17 protein-coding genes and 1 tRNA gene are annotated in these 17,413 nt (G+C 34.7%); 1 reads left to right on the top strand and 17 read right to left on the bottom strand.

What is annotated here, in order from left to right; all coding sequences use genetic code 11:
• Positions 1-76: 76 nt before the first annotated feature.
• From ABF682_RS03570 to ABF682_RS03555, 4 genes are all read right to left on the bottom strand, one after another.
• On the bottom strand, positions 77-1,519 hold the full coding sequence (locus ABF682_RS03570) for an APC family permease (RefSeq protein ID WP_415619027.1): 1,443 nt from the start codon (positions 1,517-1,519) through the stop codon (positions 77-79).
• Between the two features lie 165 nt (positions 1,520-1,684).
• Positions 1,685-2,101, bottom strand: a complete 417-nt coding sequence (locus tag ABF682_RS03565) for a hypothetical protein (RefSeq protein ID WP_415619026.1) — start codon at positions 2,099-2,101, stop codon at positions 1,685-1,687.
• Positions 2,102-2,232: 131 nt separating this feature from the next.
• A complete protein-coding gene (locus tag ABF682_RS03560; RefSeq protein WP_289978049.1) occupies positions 2,233-2,565 on the bottom strand; it encodes a hypothetical protein in 333 nt (110 codons plus the stop codon).
• A 16-nt stretch (positions 2,566-2,581) separates the two neighbouring features.
• Entirely contained in the window at positions 2,582-3,031 is a 450-nt protein-coding gene (locus ABF682_RS03555; protein ID WP_289978046.1) for a universal stress protein, read from the bottom strand.
• Positions 3,032-3,247: 216 nt separating this feature from the next.
• On the opposite strand from ABF682_RS03555, the gene ABF682_RS03550 reads away from it, so the two are divergent.
• Positions 3,248-3,331: transfer RNA gene (locus tag ABF682_RS03550), tRNA-Leu, on the top strand.
• Positions 3,332-3,691: 360 nt separating this feature from the next.
• Here the strand turns inward: ABF682_RS03550 and ABF682_RS03545 are convergent.
• The 13 genes from ABF682_RS03545 to ymfI all read right to left on the bottom strand — a co-directional run bounded on the left by ABF682_RS03545 (position 3,692) and on the right by ymfI (position 17,412).
• A complete protein-coding gene (locus tag ABF682_RS03545; protein ID WP_415619025.1) occupies positions 3,692-4,648 on the bottom strand; it encodes a 3'-5' exoribonuclease YhaM family protein in 957 nt (318 codons plus the stop codon).
• Positions 4,649-4,670: 22 nt separating this feature from the next.
• The gene (locus ABF682_RS03540) at positions 4,671-6,902 is read right to left on the bottom strand and encodes an ATP-binding protein (protein ID WP_415619024.1); all 2,232 of its coding nucleotides are present in this window, start codon (positions 6,900-6,902) and stop codon (positions 4,671-4,673) included.
• The gene (locus ABF682_RS03535) at positions 6,877-8,088 is read right to left on the bottom strand and encodes a metallophosphoesterase family protein (protein WP_289978036.1); all 1,212 of its coding nucleotides are present in this window, start codon (positions 8,086-8,088) and stop codon (positions 6,877-6,879) included. Before ABF682_RS03535 ends, ABF682_RS03540 begins: the two co-directional genes overlap by 26 nt.
• Before the next feature lie 174 nt (positions 8,089-8,262).
• Positions 8,263-8,358 carry a zinc ribbon domain-containing protein gene (locus tag ABF682_RS03530; protein ID WP_354669247.1) on the bottom strand — a complete coding sequence of 32 codons (96 nt, stop codon included), beginning with the start codon at positions 8,356-8,358 and terminating at the stop codon, positions 8,263-8,265.
• A gap of 150 nt (positions 8,359-8,508) precedes the next feature.
• A complete protein-coding gene (locus tag ABF682_RS03525; protein WP_415619023.1) occupies positions 8,509-8,847 on the bottom strand; it encodes a YlbF family regulator in 339 nt (112 codons plus the stop codon).
• A 73-nt stretch (positions 8,848-8,920) separates the two neighbouring features.
• Complete coding sequence (locus tag ABF682_RS03520) at positions 8,921-11,047, bottom strand: PBP1A family penicillin-binding protein (protein ID WP_415619022.1); 2,127 nt, start codon at positions 11,045-11,047, stop codon at positions 8,921-8,923.
• A gap of 101 nt (positions 11,048-11,148) precedes the next feature.
• Entirely contained in the window at positions 11,149-11,619 is a 471-nt protein-coding gene (argR, locus tag ABF682_RS03515) for an arginine repressor (RefSeq protein WP_289978028.1), read from the bottom strand.
• Between the two features lie 74 nt (positions 11,620-11,693).
• Positions 11,694-12,416, bottom strand: a complete 723-nt coding sequence (locus ABF682_RS03510) for a Crp/Fnr family transcriptional regulator (protein ID WP_415619021.1) — start codon at positions 12,414-12,416, stop codon at positions 11,694-11,696.
• Between the two features lie 161 nt (positions 12,417-12,577).
• Positions 12,578-13,627, bottom strand: coding sequence for a recombinase RecA (gene recA, locus ABF682_RS03505; RefSeq protein WP_289978025.1), 1,050 nt, complete (start codon positions 13,625-13,627; stop codon positions 12,578-12,580).
• Positions 13,628-13,726: 99 nt separating this feature from the next.
• A complete protein-coding gene (locus ABF682_RS03500) occupies positions 13,727-14,965 on the bottom strand; it encodes a competence/damage-inducible protein A (protein WP_415619020.1) in 1,239 nt (412 codons plus the stop codon).
• Positions 14,966-15,057: 92 nt separating this feature from the next.
• Positions 15,058-15,645 (bottom strand): CDP-diacylglycerol--glycerol-3-phosphate 3-phosphatidyltransferase, encoded by a 588-nt coding sequence (gene pgsA, locus ABF682_RS03495; protein WP_289978022.1) that lies wholly within the window; start codon positions 15,643-15,645, stop codon positions 15,058-15,060.
• Between the two features lie 32 nt (positions 15,646-15,677).
• On the bottom strand, positions 15,678-16,595 hold the full coding sequence (locus ABF682_RS03490) for a helix-turn-helix domain-containing protein (protein WP_415619019.1): 918 nt from the start codon (positions 16,593-16,595) through the stop codon (positions 15,678-15,680).
• Positions 16,596-16,686: 91 nt separating this feature from the next.
• The gene (gene ymfI, locus ABF682_RS03485; protein WP_415619018.1) at positions 16,687-17,412 is read right to left on the bottom strand and encodes an elongation factor P 5-aminopentanone reductase; all 726 of its coding nucleotides are present in this window, start codon (positions 17,410-17,412) and stop codon (positions 16,687-16,689) included.
• Between the last annotated feature and the right edge of the window lies 1 nt (position 17,413).

The raw sequence follows: 17,413 nt of genomic DNA, 5'->3' as shown, positions 1-17,413 counted from the left end.
TGATATTAACTGATTTTCACCAATTAATACCAGAACTAATCTTAGATTGTTTATTATATTTTTTCTTTACTTTTCTTTACTTTTCTTTACTTTTCTTTCCTAAATACGAATTCCTAATTCCATATGCAAAATAGATTATTAATCCAATAAGGAACCACAATAAGGCATACAACTTAGCATCATTACCTAACCCCCAAAAAACGCCAAAAGCGCCAAGAAAGGCTAGTGCTGGCAATACTGGATAGAATGGCATTTTAAAGCTAGGTTTTGGCAAATCTTTACCTTCACGCGCACGCAACGCATAAATTCCAACGGCAACGAACATAAAGGCAATCAATGTGCCTGCAGAGATCAATTGCGCCAAAAATGCAAATGGAAACAATGCACCAATTATGATACCAATTGTTGCAAGTGTAAGCGTTACATTATTTGGTAATTTATCCTTATTTAGTTTTCCTAACCACTTTGGAAGCATTCCATCCCTACCAAATGAATAAATCAACCGTGATCCTGCCAGCATCATCCCAATTAAAGCTGTAAACATCCCAACAACAGCAATTGTTTGTACTACGGTTGCCACAATCGGATGCCCACTTTGTCGAAGAGCCCAACCGATTGGTTCAGCGTTATTAGCATAGTTAGTATACTTAAACATGCCCACAATTACTAGTGACACAACCACGAATAATACAACAGCAATTAAAAGCGATCCTAAAATTCCACGTGGCATCGTTTTTTGCGGATCCTTCGCCTCAGCCGAATTTGCAGCAATTGAATCAAAACCGATATATGAAAGAAAAATCGCTGAAATTCCGGCATATATCCCTTGCCATCCTCCAAAAGCAGAACCATCTGCATTTTGATGATATTTAGGGACAAAAGGAAAATAATTAGCTTTATGCAAAGCAGTCATTCCGACGATTACAAATAAAATAATGGCTAATACTTTAAGGATAACCAAAATATTCTCAACACGAGCTACTCCTGAAATACCCCTTGATAATAAAATAGCAACTAGCAAAACCACAACCATTGCTACTAAATCAATAATTCCACCCTCGGTACCAAAGGCATTTGCGAGCTGTTTTGGAAAATTAACACCAAGTGGTTCTACTAATCCGCGAAAATTTGCTGAGATTCCAGATGCCACAAAAGCAACAGCAATGAAATATTCCGCCAAGAGTGCCCATCCTGCAATCCATGCAAAAAATTCACCAAAAATAACATTTATCCATGAATATGCAGAACCGGCAAACGGCATGACAGAAGCCATCTCAGCGTATGCAAAGGCCACAAGCCCTGCAACAACAGCTGCTAATAAAAAAGAAATAACGACAGCTGGACCTGCATGTGTAGCTGCAACCACACCAGGAAGAGTGAATATTGAGGTTGAAACAATTGTCCCGACACCCAACGCTAAAAAATCTTTAACAGTCAACACTCGAGATAAATGCGCATCCTTAACTTGATAAACTTTTGGATCTTCTTTTAAAAGCAATCTTTTTAAAAATTTTCCCATTAAAACTCCTCCAATAAATTAATAAATACTAAAATTATATCAAGAATATTAGAGAAGTCAACCAGTAAACTAATTTTTACTTAGAAACAACTCATTAAAACTTAATAAAAATAAGTCTATTTCTTTTACACTTATTTTTATTAATACAGAAAAAAACAATTTCACTTAGCTATCAATCAACAACTTTTGCATAAAAATTATTGGCGCCGCAATTAGTAAAAAACAATGTTTCATAAAACTCAAAAAGGAATTTAATAAAATATCTCGTGTATCATTTTCTTTGACCGTTTTTCTCTTTGACCTTTGCAACATTTGCTCTGCTGCCTCTGTTCCCTCTATTTCTTCTGTTTCCTTAACTGTTCTTTTTGTCCGGCTCATAGTATCATCAACAACCTGAGCTTCTCCCTTTAGTCCTATATTCATTATATTAAAGGGATTTAGTAATAAAAAGTTACTGATTAAATAATAATCCAGCAGTAACTTCCAACTAATTGGAATAATTAATTGCGCTAGTACCAATAAAATAACAAACGATATCGAACTTTTAACTAGAACCCTACTATATTTTGTAAAATTTCCCATCTACCATTCCTCAATTCATCTTATCCTTTTAATGCCTAACTCTAAAACATCTCTCAAACATAATTTATTTCAGAAAAAAAGCCAAGGTTAAGAAAATCACCCCAGCTTTATTTTCCTTACTTACCCTAAATTTACAACTTTATAAGTTCTGTAAAGACCTTCCGATTTACCAGATTTATATAAATCACTGCAATAGTATACAAATCTAGAAAATAAATCAATAGTCCCATTGACCCATATAACATCATAACAATCGATATCCAAAATAAGCATTGGCTCAAGACTGTCCATTTTTTTCTTGCCTTTATCGCATCAACAATTTCTTTATTAGTAGATTCCGTAAGTTCAATCTCTTTACCCTTACTCAACTTATCACGCAGTTTCTTGACCACTAGACCCAGCCTAATGTTATACGCCATTAGTAATATTAAACTAACTAAAGCAATCATTTCTAATGTTGACATCATCATTACCTCGCTTTCAGCCTACAACCAATACATCACACTTTGCAGTCCTGACAACACCATCTGTCACAGAACCCACGAATATTCGGCCAACCGCTGACATTCCTGTTTTCCCCAAGATGATTAAATCAATTGGATAATCTTCTACAAAGTCACGAGCAATCACAACTCTTGGAGAACCAAATCTTGCATGAACACCAACATTAGCAAAACTTTCTTCCTGCACAATACTTTCTTTTAATTTTTCAAGATATTGCTGTACTGCTTCAAAAGTAGAATAAATAATGTCGCCTGACATACTAATAATTCCACCAAAGTTGTTCGTAAATTGTTTTGTATCAATCACGTTCAAGACTTCGATTCGTCCATTATTTCTTTTAGCTATTTCAATCGCTTTCTTCAATGCCTTCTCTGCATTTTTTGACCCATCAACGGGAACTAGAATACTACGATATTTTTGTTCCATTGAGATCACCCCTTACTTCCCACGTTATTATAACATTATATTATAACTTTTTACTCTGACTATCTATTCATTAAGCAATCTTAAACTTCGACATGTAAGTGATTACGCTTTCTTCACTTAATTTTAAATGTTATTTGAATAGTATGCAAGTGTTTCGTTTTTTCTCTTTTATTTAATATAAGTCTGTTGTATAATAATTAGGTGTTATCATTCATTGCCCTCGTGGCGGAATTGGCAGACGCGCAGCGTTCAGGTCGCTGTTTGGGTTTCCAAGTACAGGTTCGACTCCTGCCGAGGGCATAAAAGATGCTAATTTAAAGAGTTTCAAGAGCTATATGTGCACTATTTGTGCATCAGCTTTTGAAACTTTTTTATTTTACCAAAACTATAACGCGTGTATTACAAAACAATATTTTATTTCTTTAAGTGAGGATTTTATACCGCAAAAATAGGTCCCACTCAAACAAGAGTAAGACTTTTAGGCTGTATACTTTTTCCTATTAATAGGTTTCAGATATGATAATCTATTGCCAGCAATAGATATTGTAGAACAGATTCTATACTGTAAATTCTATGCAGGATCAGATTTGCTCATTATTGGTAGTAAAAGGAGCTTAGACTTTTACTGCTTTTATGTTGTGAAGTATACCACTTAACTAATCAATCTTTATCTTCAGTAGCACGATAAAAGTTTCTTCCATCCATCCCAAAAATTCTCTCAGAAAATGTTCCAGGTTCAGTATGCTCAAGCGTTCCCCTTAACATCTGAATAGAGGCATCCAGTTGATCAATTTGATGCAATACTTCGGCTTCCAAAATATGCGGTCGCACCGGTGATCCATATTCCAACAAACCGTGATGTGATAATATCATGTGCCGTAGCAGAATCATATCTTCGCTCTCAAGATCAATTTTCAACTTATCTGCTGCTTTGACAATTTGTTCATCAATAAGCACAATATGCCCCAGTAAATTACCTGCTATAGTATATTGTGTTGCTATTGGACCAGATAATTCAATCACCTTGCCCAAATCGTGCAAAATTGCACCTGCATACAATAATGGCGCATTGATATCCTCGTATTCCTTAACAACTGCATGTGCTAAACGCAACATTGATAACGTATGAAAAGCAAGTCCCCCAGCAAATGCATGGTGATTTTTTTTGGCTGCAGGATAACTGTAAAATTGATTGTGATATTCAGTTAGGAGGTACCTTACTATCCGATTCCAATTCGCATTAGTAATTTCAAAAAGTGCTGCATTAAATTCATCTGCCATCTCATCCACAGGAATAGGAGCTTTTTTTACAAACGCATTGGCATCGTTTGGCTCTTGCTCAGTTGCCAATCGCATCTTGAATATCTTGACCTGAGGATTCCCTTGATAGACTTCTCGCTTACCTTTAACAAAAACTATTTTCCCTGGTACAAATGAGGTAACATCATCATCAGATGCATCCCAGAACTTTGCACTTATTTCACCTGAACTGTCGGCAAACATAAACGCAATAAATTTATTACCATTCTTTGCAATTCTAACATCTGCAGACTTTACTAACATGAATAATTCTATGCTTTCATCTACCGCGTAGTCATATATTTTTTTTTGACTCAAATTTAATCCGCCCCTTTATCTTCTAAATAACCAAGATTCCTTTGTTACTTACCTTATCACATAGAACAGAAATATCGACTGTAAAACATAATATTTGTGTTTCATTACTTATTTCTGACAATAAATCAATAATTTGGACTTTACGATTTCTATCAAAATTTACAAATCCGTCATCTATTATAATTGGTAACCCAATCTTCTTGTTAAACGTAACTACAAATGCTAACCGCAAAGATAAATATAATTGTTCTGCCGTTGCCCTTGATAGCTCCACAACCTTAAAGTTTTGATTATCAACCGTTTTCAAAGAGAACTGATTTTCTTCTAAAATAATACTAGTAAAATGGCCTCTAGTTAATCTCTCAAAAAAATAAGTGGCAAGCTCAACAACCTGTGGTAATCTGTGTTTTGATAACTTGCTTAGATAATTTTCCAACCATCTATCAGTGAGAGATAGCGCCAGCCACTCTTCAATTTTTGTATTAATTTGCGCTCTTTGATTGGCTGCTTCTTGCCTTAAAATAGCTATCTCACTTGAATCTCCAATCTTTTTCAATTGAATTTTATAACTTATTATTTGCTCAAGATTCTTCTCGGCTTCAGCTTTTCGCAGATCAAATTCATCGCTGACATGAACTCTTCTTTCTTCAATCTCATTCCTACTTGAATAATTCGCTAATTTTTTAATAATATTACTTGAAAGTTGTGACCTTAAGCCGTGCAGCTTACTTTCTGTTTCAATTTGATCCTGCTGTTGAAAATATGTATCTCTTAAACTTACAAAACTATCGAACCCGAGTTTTTCAAGCTGAGTATCAAATTGAATTTGTTCTTGCCTTAAATTAGATAGCTTATCACTTCGCTCTTGACTTAAAAACCTTTTTTTTGATTCATACTCATCCTTACAACTTTGCTGTTTTTTCATTTGAATTTGAAAGCTAAAGATTCGCTTCAAATTATCAGCGTAATCATCAGAAAGTCCCAATTCTTCTTTGCAGAAATCAAAGTTAACATGCTTCGAAACTGGCTCGACCGTGACATTATAATTTTTTTTGTTTGTTTTGCTAAAACCGTATATACCAGCAACAATTCCTACTAATCCAATGCTTTTTAGCACCATATTAGAAACAAAAAATAATACTAAAATAGATATTCCAAGTATACCGAGAAATACCATACTAACTTCACTCTTTTTTGAACCTTTATTGCGTCTACTTAATACCTCGATATTATTTGTCGCTTGTTGCTTAGGCTGATCTTCTGAAGAATTCAGCAATGTAAATAATTTATCAAAGTTTACTTTATTTTGTAAATAGAAATCCAAATTAGTAAAATCTTTTTCTTCTAATTGTAATTTTATATGTGTCATTTGTTTTTCTAAGCTGCTGAGATTTTCTTCAATTGCGCTGATTTTATTATTTTGAAGTTGTATCTTGTCAAACGTTGCTAACGTAACCTTCACCTTATCATCTGAAATCTTTTGTGAGGTACTAAGCAGCTCTTGATATGAGTTCCATGCAGCACTTAACTGCTGCAGTTCCAATAGCTTCTGTTCAAATTGCCTTTTTTCTTGCAAAAATGCAGTATTTTGTTCTTTTAACTCCTCAATTTTTTCCTCAAGGTTCTTAGAATCATCCATTCTATTAATTAAATGCTGTAGGTCTTTTTCCTGCTTGCCATACTCCTTCAGCATTACATTAAGCCTTGGAACTCTACCATTAGGCTTATACAACTGTCCAGCTGCTTTCATAACTCTTTTTTGTATCTCAAAAACTTCTTGGCTGCCACTGGTTGCGATACTATAAAAGTTCTTCTCAATTTCCTCAGGTTTTAAGTCTAATATTGCATGTAACCCAGTTTGATTTACAGCATAAATATCATTAAATAGCTGTTTATCAATTTCTGATAGCCATTTTGTTAATAAACCTTCTGGAACCTTTTCGCCATTTTTTTTATTTATTATTGATAAAATATTACCCTTATCATTACTAACACGTTCAATTAAGTAATTTTGCCCCTGCTGCAAAATTACTAAGTTGCCACCATAGATACTTCCCTTTTTAGGTGTATAATTCTCTCCTTTTTCACGTTTAGTTGGAAATCCAAATAAAATTGAACTAATAAACGACTTGAAGGTAGATTTACCAGACTCATTTTCACCAGTAATAACTTGGAAATTATTTGCAATATCAAAATGACGATCAACAAAGTGCCCATATCCGTAAATATTAGCTTCCAAAATCTTCATAGCCATCAACATCCTCAATCAAATTTAACTTTGCTTTTTCAAAAATTTCCTTGATTACATCTTCATCTTTGAAATGATCGTCAATAAATTCAAATTCTTTTAACTTACCTAGCAAATCATCGACTGCTTCTTTCCTAAATACGCTATCTTTGGCTTTTTCTAAAGCACTTTGGTCCAATCGAATAGGCTCGACAACAGAACCTATATTATAATTTATTTTTCGAATAAAAACTCCTTGGCTTGTACCCCTTCTTAAAGTACGCAAAAGATATTCATTTTGAAGATTGGTCAATAATTCTTTATTCTTAGTATCTATCTTTAGATTAATACTAACTACTACTAGTTTCTTAATTCTACTTACTTTATGCTCTATTTCTTGTGCTAGCTCTGTTTCTATATTTGCATATCTTTGTACCTGTAAAATATGTTTATCTATATTTAACCATTCAAGCCCCGCAATTTCTCTAAATTCTGGACAAAGTTGCCCATTTCTTGCTTCAACTATGTAAAAGCCTTTTGTCCCAGTTTCTTTGCTATTTCTCCCTTGAAGTGAACCAGCATAAAGGATGGGTGGCTTTTCATTGAGTATCTGTCGATGATGGATATGTCCTAGAGCCCAGTAATCATAATTTTTGCTTAACAGCTCACTTAGTTGAAATGGTGCATAATTTTGTAAGCTATCATCCTCTATTGCAGCACCATGTAGCATTCCTATGTGCCACTTCACATCAAGATGTCTAGGATAGTTTACAACCTTATTTTTTACCCAGCGCTCGCCATAGCTGAAGCCAGTTACAGCAATTTCGTCATTTGCAATTACTATCTTCTTTGTTGTTACTTGATTTGGGAAAATATAAACATTTTCTGGAAAATAAAAATTAACTTTATCTAAATCTTGAAAATCATGATTTCCAAATGCCATAAATACATAAATATCATGTCTCCGTAGTTCTTCAAAAAGGGTTTTAAGTTTAAGTTGTAAGGATAAATTAATTTGGTGACCATCGAAAATATCACCTGCAAATAATATAAAATCAACTTTTTCTGTTATAGCTACCTCAATCATCTTTGTGAGTGCGTTTATTCCAGAAGCTGCCAAGATTTTCAGTTGTGAATCATTAATCCCATTTAATCCTTCAAAAGAACTACCAAGATGTAAGTCAGCACAATGAATAAATTTCAAGTTAATCACCTCTTATTTCGAACAAATAAAAAGGGTTGGGTCAAAAGTTATATTTTGTCCTAGCCCCTCATCACTGATTACATGTGACTTACGTCGGCACTAAAGTACCGAGCTTCTAGGAACAAGCATAACTTATCTCATACATTTCAGTATTCGACAGCGGTTTACTCTATTTACTATGGTTTAGCCCAAACCAAGTTTTAATATATTTTTACTTGCATTTACATCTCTATCTAGCTGTGTATGGCATTGAGGACAAGTCCAAGTGGTTGGGATCAAAAGCTCTCTATTTATTCCGTGTAAACGTGTTCCATAAGTCAAAATTCTCCGTCTAACTTCAAATTACCCACAGCAAAAACATTATTGTTCGTAATTCCAAATTAATATTTAAGCTTTGCCGTCTCATGTCATGCTCTTTTCAAGGAACCTCTACCCTTGATATAACTCGCTTACTGGTTTGAACATGATTTGATTGATTTCATCAATTAATTGTGCTAGTGCTCTTTCTTTATTCATCAAATTCATAATTACTTTGACTTTTTCAACTTGTGCTCCTAATTCCTTAATATTATCAAGATCAGTTTCTTTCGTGCTTCCTTGCATCTGCTTATTTTGAAAATCAATTTGAGCTTTTTGGAATTCTTTGAATTGTTGATAAGCACTCTCGTCTGCTTTAACCGCATCATATGCAGTTTTTAAATCCTTGTATTCTTGTGTACTTCTTAAATCTTGTTCTAATTGGTTTGCTGAATCATATATGTTGACCACAGTATAGCCTCCTTTATTAATAACCATGCTAATTGTACCATTTTAGTTCATAAGAACTCCATATTTTAATAAGTTAATTTCCAAACCATTGTTGAATTTTTTCTTTTCCCTCACTAAATAGTCCGCTAGCTTTTTCTTTTAGACTGCTAGCTGATTTCGAAACACTATTTCCCGCATCTTTCAAACCATTCCAGATGCTATTTGCAGAACTAGAGCTGCTACTCTTTGAATTTGCGAGTCTAACCGCCGCACTCTTGACTGTAAATGACGTTTTGGCGGTGTATGGTAAAATATTTTCCATCTCGTTCTTAAATAACGCAGATCCACCACGAGTACCTTCATTATCAAGACTGTACTTTGATGAATCAAACCCAACCCATGTTGCGACAACAACATCTGGGGTATATCCAATATACCAATGATCCTTATCACTAGTAGCTGTTCCAGAATCTGCCTTCGTAGTTCCAGTTTTACCGGCAATTGTGTATCCATCAGGTTTGGCATTTACCCCAGTTCCATCATTAAATACATCAATCAACATACTTGTCATTTCATTTGACGTCTTCTTACTGATTACCCGCTTTGAAGACATTTTGTTTTTTGCTATTGTTTTACCGGAGGCATCAACTATCTTGGTAATTAAATATGGTGAAGTCTTTACACCACCATTGGCAAATGTTGTGTACGCTTCAGCCATCTGATATGGAGACACACCTTTGGTTAGTCCACCCAATGCTAGACTTAAATTATCATCACTTTTGGAAACATCCAAACCAAATTTTTTTACCATTTTATATCCGTTCTGAACACCTATCTTGTTTAACAGCCAAACTGTTGCAGCATTTCTACTTTCCGCAAGAGCCTTATACATCATAATATTACCTGCATAATCATTATCAATATTATGCGGAGTATATTTATTAGTTCCATAAGATCGTAGTTTGTCTTTTAATATCGAATCATAATGGTACCCCGATTCCAATGCCGTTGTATATACCGCAATCGGCTTGATTGTAGAACCCGGTGAACGAATTAGCTGTGTTGCCCTGTTATATCCACGAAAAACATGGGTTCCCTCTCTACCGCCAACAAGTGCCAATACTCCTCCAGTATTCGGATTAAGTGCGATTGAAGAACCCTGCGCCTTGGTACCATCACTTGCATTATATGGAAACAGAGCTGAATTAGCAAAACTACTTTGCATTTTTGTCTGATACGTCTGATTCAATGAAGTATAGATTTTATATCCACCATTCATGATTTCAGTTTCACTCAATCCATACTTGCTAATTGCCTCACTAATTACTGCATCAAAGTAGTATGGATACTTATAACCAGATTCATATTGATAATTATCACTAACAGTCATTGCGAGCTTCTGATATTGATTTGCTTGCGTTTGTGTAATTTTATTATTTTCCACCATTAACCCAAGAACAACATTTCGCCGTTCGGTTGCATTTGTTAAATTATCAATTGGATTATACTTTGTCGGATTAGTGAGCATTCCTGCCAAAGTGGCAGCTTGCGCTACAGTCACATTTTTTGCTGAAACACCAAAATACTTTTCTGCAGCATCCTGCACGCCCCAGACACCATTTCCAAAATACGCACTATTTAAATACATTTCTAAAATTTCTTTTTTGCTATACTCATTCTCAACCTGCATTGAAATAAAAATTTCTTTTGCTTTACGAGAAAATGTCTGTTCTTGTGATAGAAACGCATTTTTTACTAATTGTTGTGTAAGTGTGCTGCCTCCACCACTAATATAATTTCTGCCTAATATCTTATTTTTTAATAATAATAATGATGCTCGCCCGATACCCTTGAATGAAAAACCATACTCATGATAAAAATTACGATCTTCAGTTGACAAAACAGCATCAGTAATATTCGATGAGATATTATCAATATCCTCCCAGGTTCCCTTCTGAGAATACAAATATCCAGCTTTATTCCCTGAATGATCATATATTTCTGTTGTTTGTTGCAACTCATCTTTCAAATTACCAACATTCGCAGTCTTGGCAATAAAGACCAAATAAATACTCATTATCAAAAATAATGTCAAGCAAACTATGATTATCCAGCGAATTAACTGGTATCGACGAGCTTTCTTCTTTAACCATTCATTCATTTTTTTGAAGAAATATTTTATTTTACTCAACAAACTTTCTAAAAAAGAACCATTTTTCATTGTTTTAATCCAATCCTTTTACAAGTATTTTATAATTTTATCATACTTGTAAATAATGCTCATTTTTAAGACAAAAGAGTTAAAAACATTTAAAAACTGCTTTATTTTTGTGAGCTTCCTATTTTCAAATATTTAGTGAATAAATCATTTATCCCCCTAGCATCCTCCTCGTTCTTGCTAATAACCAAAATAGTATCATATCCAGCAATCGTTCCAACAACCTCTTTTTTTCCGAGATCATCAATAATTGCAGATAAAACATTTGCGTTTCTAGGCAACGTATGCACAACGTTCATTGTTTGTACTAATGTGACATCCGTCACTGATTCAGAAATTGCAGCATACATTTTTTCTTCTTCAGAAGGTGAACTTCCCTTAAAAATAGTATAATGAATCCTGCCGTTTCCATTTTGTTCCTTAATAATTCTCATTTCTCTTATGTCTCTCGAAATAGTTGCTTGTGTAGCCTTGATACCATCTTGAGCCAGAATATCCATCAATTCTTCTTGGGTTCCAATATCATTTTGCGTGATTAATTGTTCAATCTTAGCTTGCCTAATTTCTTTTTTCATGCTGATCAACCTCGTACATTCATTTTGGCTCCATTATAGCAAAAAAAACGTATCACTTCGAATCTTATACTAAATTATAAGTAGTCTTTATATTTGCTAGAAAAAGAATATGTAAGTCTCTCTTTTCCAACTGTTCCAGCTAATGAATTTTCCTTACGCAACATTCTATAGGTTTTTCCAACAGTCTCCCTTGTAGTTCCAGCAAGTCTAGCAAGTTTAGTCTGCGTTAACCATCTAGGAACAACATATTCAAAAGACTCATCTACCACCCCAAATTTTTCACTCATGTGCTGTAACATCAAAATAACTCTCATCTGGGGTTGAACATAAGAATTTATCATATTACATTTTAAAAAATCGGCTACAATATTACTTTTTTTGTTATCCAAAAAATGTTCGATTGCACTATTGTTATGCACCAATTCCTCAAAGGTGTTTTTCGTCATTGCCACAATTGTTATATCCGTACAGGCTACCATATTAAAATTTTTTAAAGTATTTTTCAAAATCATCGAAAATGGTAAAAACTCATTCTTCCCCAAAAAGAATGATCCAACAGCCTCTCCATTGCAACTATATACATTTATGTTAATTATTCCCTGTGTCAAAAAAAAGACTCTTTGCTTTTTATTGCTGCTAAACATCAACCTCTCGCCGCGCTTATACCGCAATACAACAGATCTTCGTGCAATTGAATGTACTCTTGCTTCTTCAAATAAAGGAAATAATTCTTTTTTCTTTAATTCGCAAAGTATTAAGCTTAAATTATTCTGCTGCATAATCCCCTGATTTTCCATACTATATTATGCCCCCTGCATAAATTATATTCCAGTATATTAAATAAGAATATATATTTATTTAATATACTAATTGCTACTTTGCATATAACTACGCAAAAAAAAGAAATCTAGCATATTATTCACTTAAAAATGAATAATATGCTAGATTTTTTTCCAAACTATTTATTATCTAGTTCATCCAATGGTAAGTCTGTTGAAATTTCAGCAGTCTCACTTTCATCTGCAATTCCGTATGCCTGCCGTACTTTCAGCATAACTTCATGCATGACTTTCGGGTTATCTGCCAAATATTGTTTAGCATTCTCTCGCCCCTGACCAATTCGATCTTCGCCATAAGAGTACCAAGAACCGCTTTTCTTAACAATGTCCTTTTCAACAGCCATATCAACAAGCTCACCAGTCTTTGAAATTCCCTCACCGTACATAATATCAACTTCTGCACGCTTAAATGGGGGTGCAACCTTGTTCTTTACAACTTTTATCTTTGTTCGGTTACCTATAATATCTGTTCCATCTTTAATTTGCTCAGCTCTTCTAACCTCTAAACGTACGGTTGAATAAAATTTGAGGGCACGACCCCCTGGTGTAATTTCAGGATTACCAAACATAACTCCGACTTTCTCACGAATTTGATTGATAAAGATTGCAATCGTTTTTGTTTTATTAATAGTACCTGATAATTTACGTAAAGCTTGTGACATTAATCTCGCTTGCAAACCAACATGTGCATCTCCCATTTCGCCCTCAATCTCAGCACGCGGAACCAAAGCTGCAACGGAGTCAACAACAACAATATCAATTGCACCAGAAGAAACAAGCGCATCCGCAATCTCTAATCCTTGTTCACCAGTATCTGGTTGAGAAAGAAGTAGTTCATCAATATTCACGCCTAACTTTGTTGCATAAGCTGGATCCAATGCATTTTCAGCATCAATATATGCCGCAACGCCACCATTACTTTGCACCTCAGCAACAGCATGCAATGCAACAGTTGTCTTACCTGAACTTTCAGGTCCATACACCTCAACAATTCTCCCACGAGGATACCCGCCGACGCCAAGTGCTTCATCAAGCGCAAGCGAACCACTTGAAACTGTTGAAATTTGTGTATCAGCCTTCTCGCCCATACGCATAATTGAACCTTTACCAAAGTTTTTTTCTATTTTTTTCAATGCAGCATCAAGAGCTGCTTGTCGTTCATCAGCCAAATTTACTCCTCCTAATAATACCGTATAACAATTCTTTACAGTCTTAATAATACAGATTAATTTTAAAAAAAGCAAGGAAAAGCGAACAAAAGTTCGGTGTTAAAGAGACCTTCTAATATAATCCAACCCAGACAATGTAGCTCGCTCTCTTATAAAATACCGAGTACTTGAGAAATGATATAATTTTGCAGCTGTTTTGCGACCTTTTATCGCCAACCCTATCCAGACTGTTCCAACTGGTTGCCCTTCTAGTTCTGTAGGACCCGCAACTCCAGTAAAGGAGATTCCAACATCTGTTCCAAGTTTTTTCCTCACAGAATCAGCCATTTCTTTTGCCGCTTGTTCACTAACAGCTCCTGCATTCTCTAATGTCTCATGAGATACACCCAGCAACTGTTCTTTAGCTTGGTTTGAATAAGTGACTACCCCACCATAAAAAGTAGTAGAAACACCAGGAATACTCCCTAGCGTCGATTGAAACTTTCCTGCAGTAAGGCTTTCTGCAGCTGAAATCGTAAATTTTTTCTTTTTCAATTGTTCAACTACAACTGCAACCAAACTATTATCATCGCCGTACCCATACATAAATTCACCAACACGTTTGTTTATTTTATTCTCTAACTTATCTAACATTTTTATAGCATCGTCTTCTGTTTTGCTACTTGCTGTCAATCTCAAAGTAACTTCACTGGTTTTCGCATAGGGAGCAATTGTCGGATTCGACTGTCCGTCTATCAAATCAGCTAACTTGGTAACCAACATTGATTCACCTATTCCGAAAAATCGCAATACTCTTGAGAACAATCTGTGATCATTAAAATAGGTTTCCTGTAATTGTGGCTGTGCTTGGTGCACAAACATTGGCTTCATTTCACTAGGTGGGCCTGGCAATAGTAAAAAGTCTGTCCCATTTGCATTCTTAAAATAATTCCCTACTGCAAATCCAGTCTCGTTCTTCAAAGCAATAGAATCTTGAATGTAGAGTGCCTGAATTTTGTTGTTTTCAGTCATTACTTTACCTGTTTCAGTATAATAACGGATAATTTTAGCCATTGCCGGTTTATCCTCAACAAGTTTTTTTTCTAAAAATTTTGCAACCGTTTGTTTTGTTAAGTCATCCTTTGTTGGTCCAAGTCCCCCTATTAAAATTATAAGGTCACTTCTAGACTCTGCACGCTTAATCTCACTCAAAAGACGCTCTTCGTTATCTCCAACTACAGATTCAAAATAAACATCGATTCCCATATCTGCCAATCTTTTTGCAACAAAAGTAGCATTAGTATTAACAATCTGTCCTAAAAGAATTTCTGTACCCACTGCAATTATTTCTGCATGCATTACCAAATGCCTCCCACTAAATTATATATACGCAAAATTTAAAAATAACAACCAATCTTTATATCCAATGATATAAGATTAATTGCTATCGATTATTTATCAAATGAATCAGCAAATATTTCTTTGCTATTTACAAAATATTCAATCCCTGAATACACAGTAAAAAATAAACAAATATATAACAAAATTTCACCTATTGGAATATTTACAGCTGCAAAAAATACATTATTTAAAAATAGAAAAATAATCGATAACATTTGGGTCATCGTTTTAATTTTTCCAGGCATTGCAGCCGCAATTACCTTGCCATCATTCTCAACAACAATCAAACGCAAACCAGTAACTGCGAGTTCACGACAAACAATTATTGCTGCCACCCATGCTGGAACCTTCCCAATTGAAACAAGGATAATGAAAGCTGTCATCACAAGCATTTTATCAGCTAACGGATCAGCAAATTTGCCAAAATTTGTTACTAAGTGCTGTTTCCGAGCAATTTGTCCGTCAGCAAAATCTGTAATTGAAGCAACAGCAAAAATGATTGCCCCTAAAATCTGTGTAGTAGGAATCACTGTTCCACCAAATGCAATTGTCCCCCAGTCAAATGGTAATAGCAAAATTAACATAAAAATTGGAATTAAAATAATACGTGCAACTGTCAGTTTGTTTGGTAAATTCATTCGAAAATAAGCCCCTCAATCCTTTTTTTATGCTAGTCTTCTAAATTAATTGTAATCGTTCTAACCGTCAAAGAACTGTTGTCCTTCTTATAATTGAACTTCTTACCATCAATCGTCAACGTTGTAGCTCCAGAATTCCCCAAGTTAATAGTAATTGCCGTTGTCCCACTTGGTAAGCTAACCTCATGACTTGCTCCACTGCTTAGAGTTCCTTGCCATTGTTGTGTTCCATTTGCAGACACTGCACTCCAAGCTTTACTGCCATTGATTGAAATCTTAACAGTACTCGTGCTTGCAGGATTAGTCATTGTATAGACAAATTTTGAACCACTGCTTGAAGCTAAGCTGATTTTTTCTTTTTTGGCTTTCGAACTGCTTGATTTTTTAGAACTTTTTTTAGAGCTCTTTTGGGAACTTTTCTTAGAACTCTTGGAAGACGACTTCTTACTTTTACTCGAAGAAGTTGAACTTGACTTTGAGTCTTTTTGAGAAGAAACAGAAACTTTTGAACTGCTCTCTATCTGTTGTGTCTGTGCATCCTTTTGATGGTTGCTCCACGCAACATAATAAATGGAACCAAGTATCACAACTACTACTGCAACAACAATGATAGTCGGGAGATAGCCTAATAAATGACTAACCTTGTTTGATTTCTGAATACTCTCACGAGTAACTTCACTTCGAGTTTTTGCAGGTTCTTCAATTACATCATCATTCGTCGCTTTCTGGTTCTCAAATGTGCTTAGAAACTCTGTTGGATCTACATCAACGGACTCCGCATATTGTTTAATAAACGCTTTGACATAAAAATCTCCTGGTAATGCATCAAATCGCTCATCTTCAATCGCAATCAAGTACCTCTTTTGAATCTTTGTGATTTGTTGTAAATCATCTAAGGTATATCCTTTTTCAATTCTTGCAGCTTGTAAACTTTTTCCAATTTCAACCATTTTTAACTCTCCAATATTGACTTATATCCGTAATTTATCTAATCTATATTAAGTATATCATAGACAGTTAAATATATTAATTAAGAATTACTTATTTCAGCCATCCACCAGTTACATAAATTGTCTGCCCTGTAAGATACTTAGCATGCTCATCTAAAACTGCTTTGACCCAATAGCTGATTTCATCAGGAGCAGCAAATCTTCCCATTGGAATTTGTTCATCAATTTCTGCTTTTTGGTCATTAGAAAATAATGAATTCATTTTTGTATCAACCGCACCTGGTGCAATTACATTGACCGTAATTCCAAGTGAGGCTACTTCTTTACTATAAGCTCTTGCAAATGCTGATAATGCACCTTTAGCAGTACTATATGCTACTTCCATCGCACTTCCTGAGCCACCATACACTGAACCCAGAAAAATAATTCTACCATAGCTATTTTTTATAAGCTTATTTTCTAGTAACTGAATCAATCTTAATGGGTTGAGAACCTGCATCTGCATAATTTCAGCCGTATTCGCATATGTGCTTTGGCTAAACAAACCATAGTGTGTTGTCCCTTGTGCAAAAATCAATGCGTCTAATGCAAACAATTGTTTAACAATATCTTCAACTTGCATCAAATTATTAAAGTCTGCCTGAACCCGCAAGAAATCTTGCTTTTGATACTCTAAACTTAACTTTTCGATTAATTTGTTTACTTTTTCAATTCCAATGTTTGCATGTAAATATAATGACCATCCAGCTGCAGCCAAATCGCATGCAATTTTTTCACCAATATCTCCGGATGCTCCTACCACAAGTGCCCACTTCATC

The sequence above is a fragment of the Liquorilactobacillus sp. genome (assembly GCF_047719775.1).
Taxonomy (GTDB): domain Bacteria; phylum Bacillota; class Bacilli; order Lactobacillales; family Lactobacillaceae; genus Liquorilactobacillus.
This window is presented reverse-complemented; position numbering and strand designations above follow the sequence as displayed.

Excerpts from the sequence above, each read along its gene's own strand:
- ABF682_RS03570 (WP_415619027.1), bottom strand. The coding sequence starts at position 1,519 with ATGGGAAAATTTTTAAAAAGATTGCTTTTAAAAGAAGATCCAAAAGTT.
- ABF682_RS03565 (WP_415619026.1), bottom strand. The coding sequence starts at position 2,101 with ATGGGAAATTTTACAAAATATAGTAGGGTTCTAGTTAAAAGTTCGATA.
- ABF682_RS03560 (WP_289978049.1), bottom strand. The coding sequence starts at position 2,565 with ATGTCAACATTAGAAATGATTGCTTTAGTTAGTTTAATATTACTAATG.
- ABF682_RS03555 (WP_289978046.1), bottom strand. The coding sequence starts at position 3,031 with ATGGAACAAAAATATCGTAGTATTCTAGTTCCCGTTGATGGGTCAAAA.
- ABF682_RS03540 (WP_415619024.1), bottom strand. The coding sequence starts at position 6,902 with ATGGCTATGAAGATTTTGGAAGCTAATATTTACGGATATGGGCACTTT.
- ABF682_RS03520 (WP_415619022.1), bottom strand. The coding sequence starts at position 11,047 with ATGAAAAATGGTTCTTTTTTAGAAAGTTTGTTGAGTAAAATAAAATAT.
- argR (WP_289978028.1), bottom strand. The coding sequence starts at position 11,619 with ATGAAAAAAGAAATTAGGCAAGCTAAGATTGAACAATTAATCACGCAA.
- ABF682_RS03510 (WP_415619021.1), bottom strand. The coding sequence starts at position 12,416 with ATGGAAAATCAGGGGATTATGCAGCAGAATAATTTAAGCTTAATACTT.
- ABF682_RS03500 (WP_415619020.1), bottom strand. The coding sequence starts at position 14,965 with ATGCATGCAGAAATAATTGCAGTGGGTACAGAAATTCTTTTAGGACAG.
- pgsA (WP_289978022.1), bottom strand. The coding sequence starts at position 15,645 with ATGAATTTACCAAACAAACTGACAGTTGCACGTATTATTTTAATTCCA.
- ABF682_RS03490 (WP_415619019.1), bottom strand. The coding sequence starts at position 16,595 with ATGGTTGAAATTGGAAAAAGTTTACAAGCTGCAAGAATTGAAAAAGGA.
- ymfI (WP_415619018.1), bottom strand. The coding sequence starts at position 17,412 with ATGAAGTGGGCACTTGTGGTAGGAGCATCCGGAGATATTGGTGAAAAA.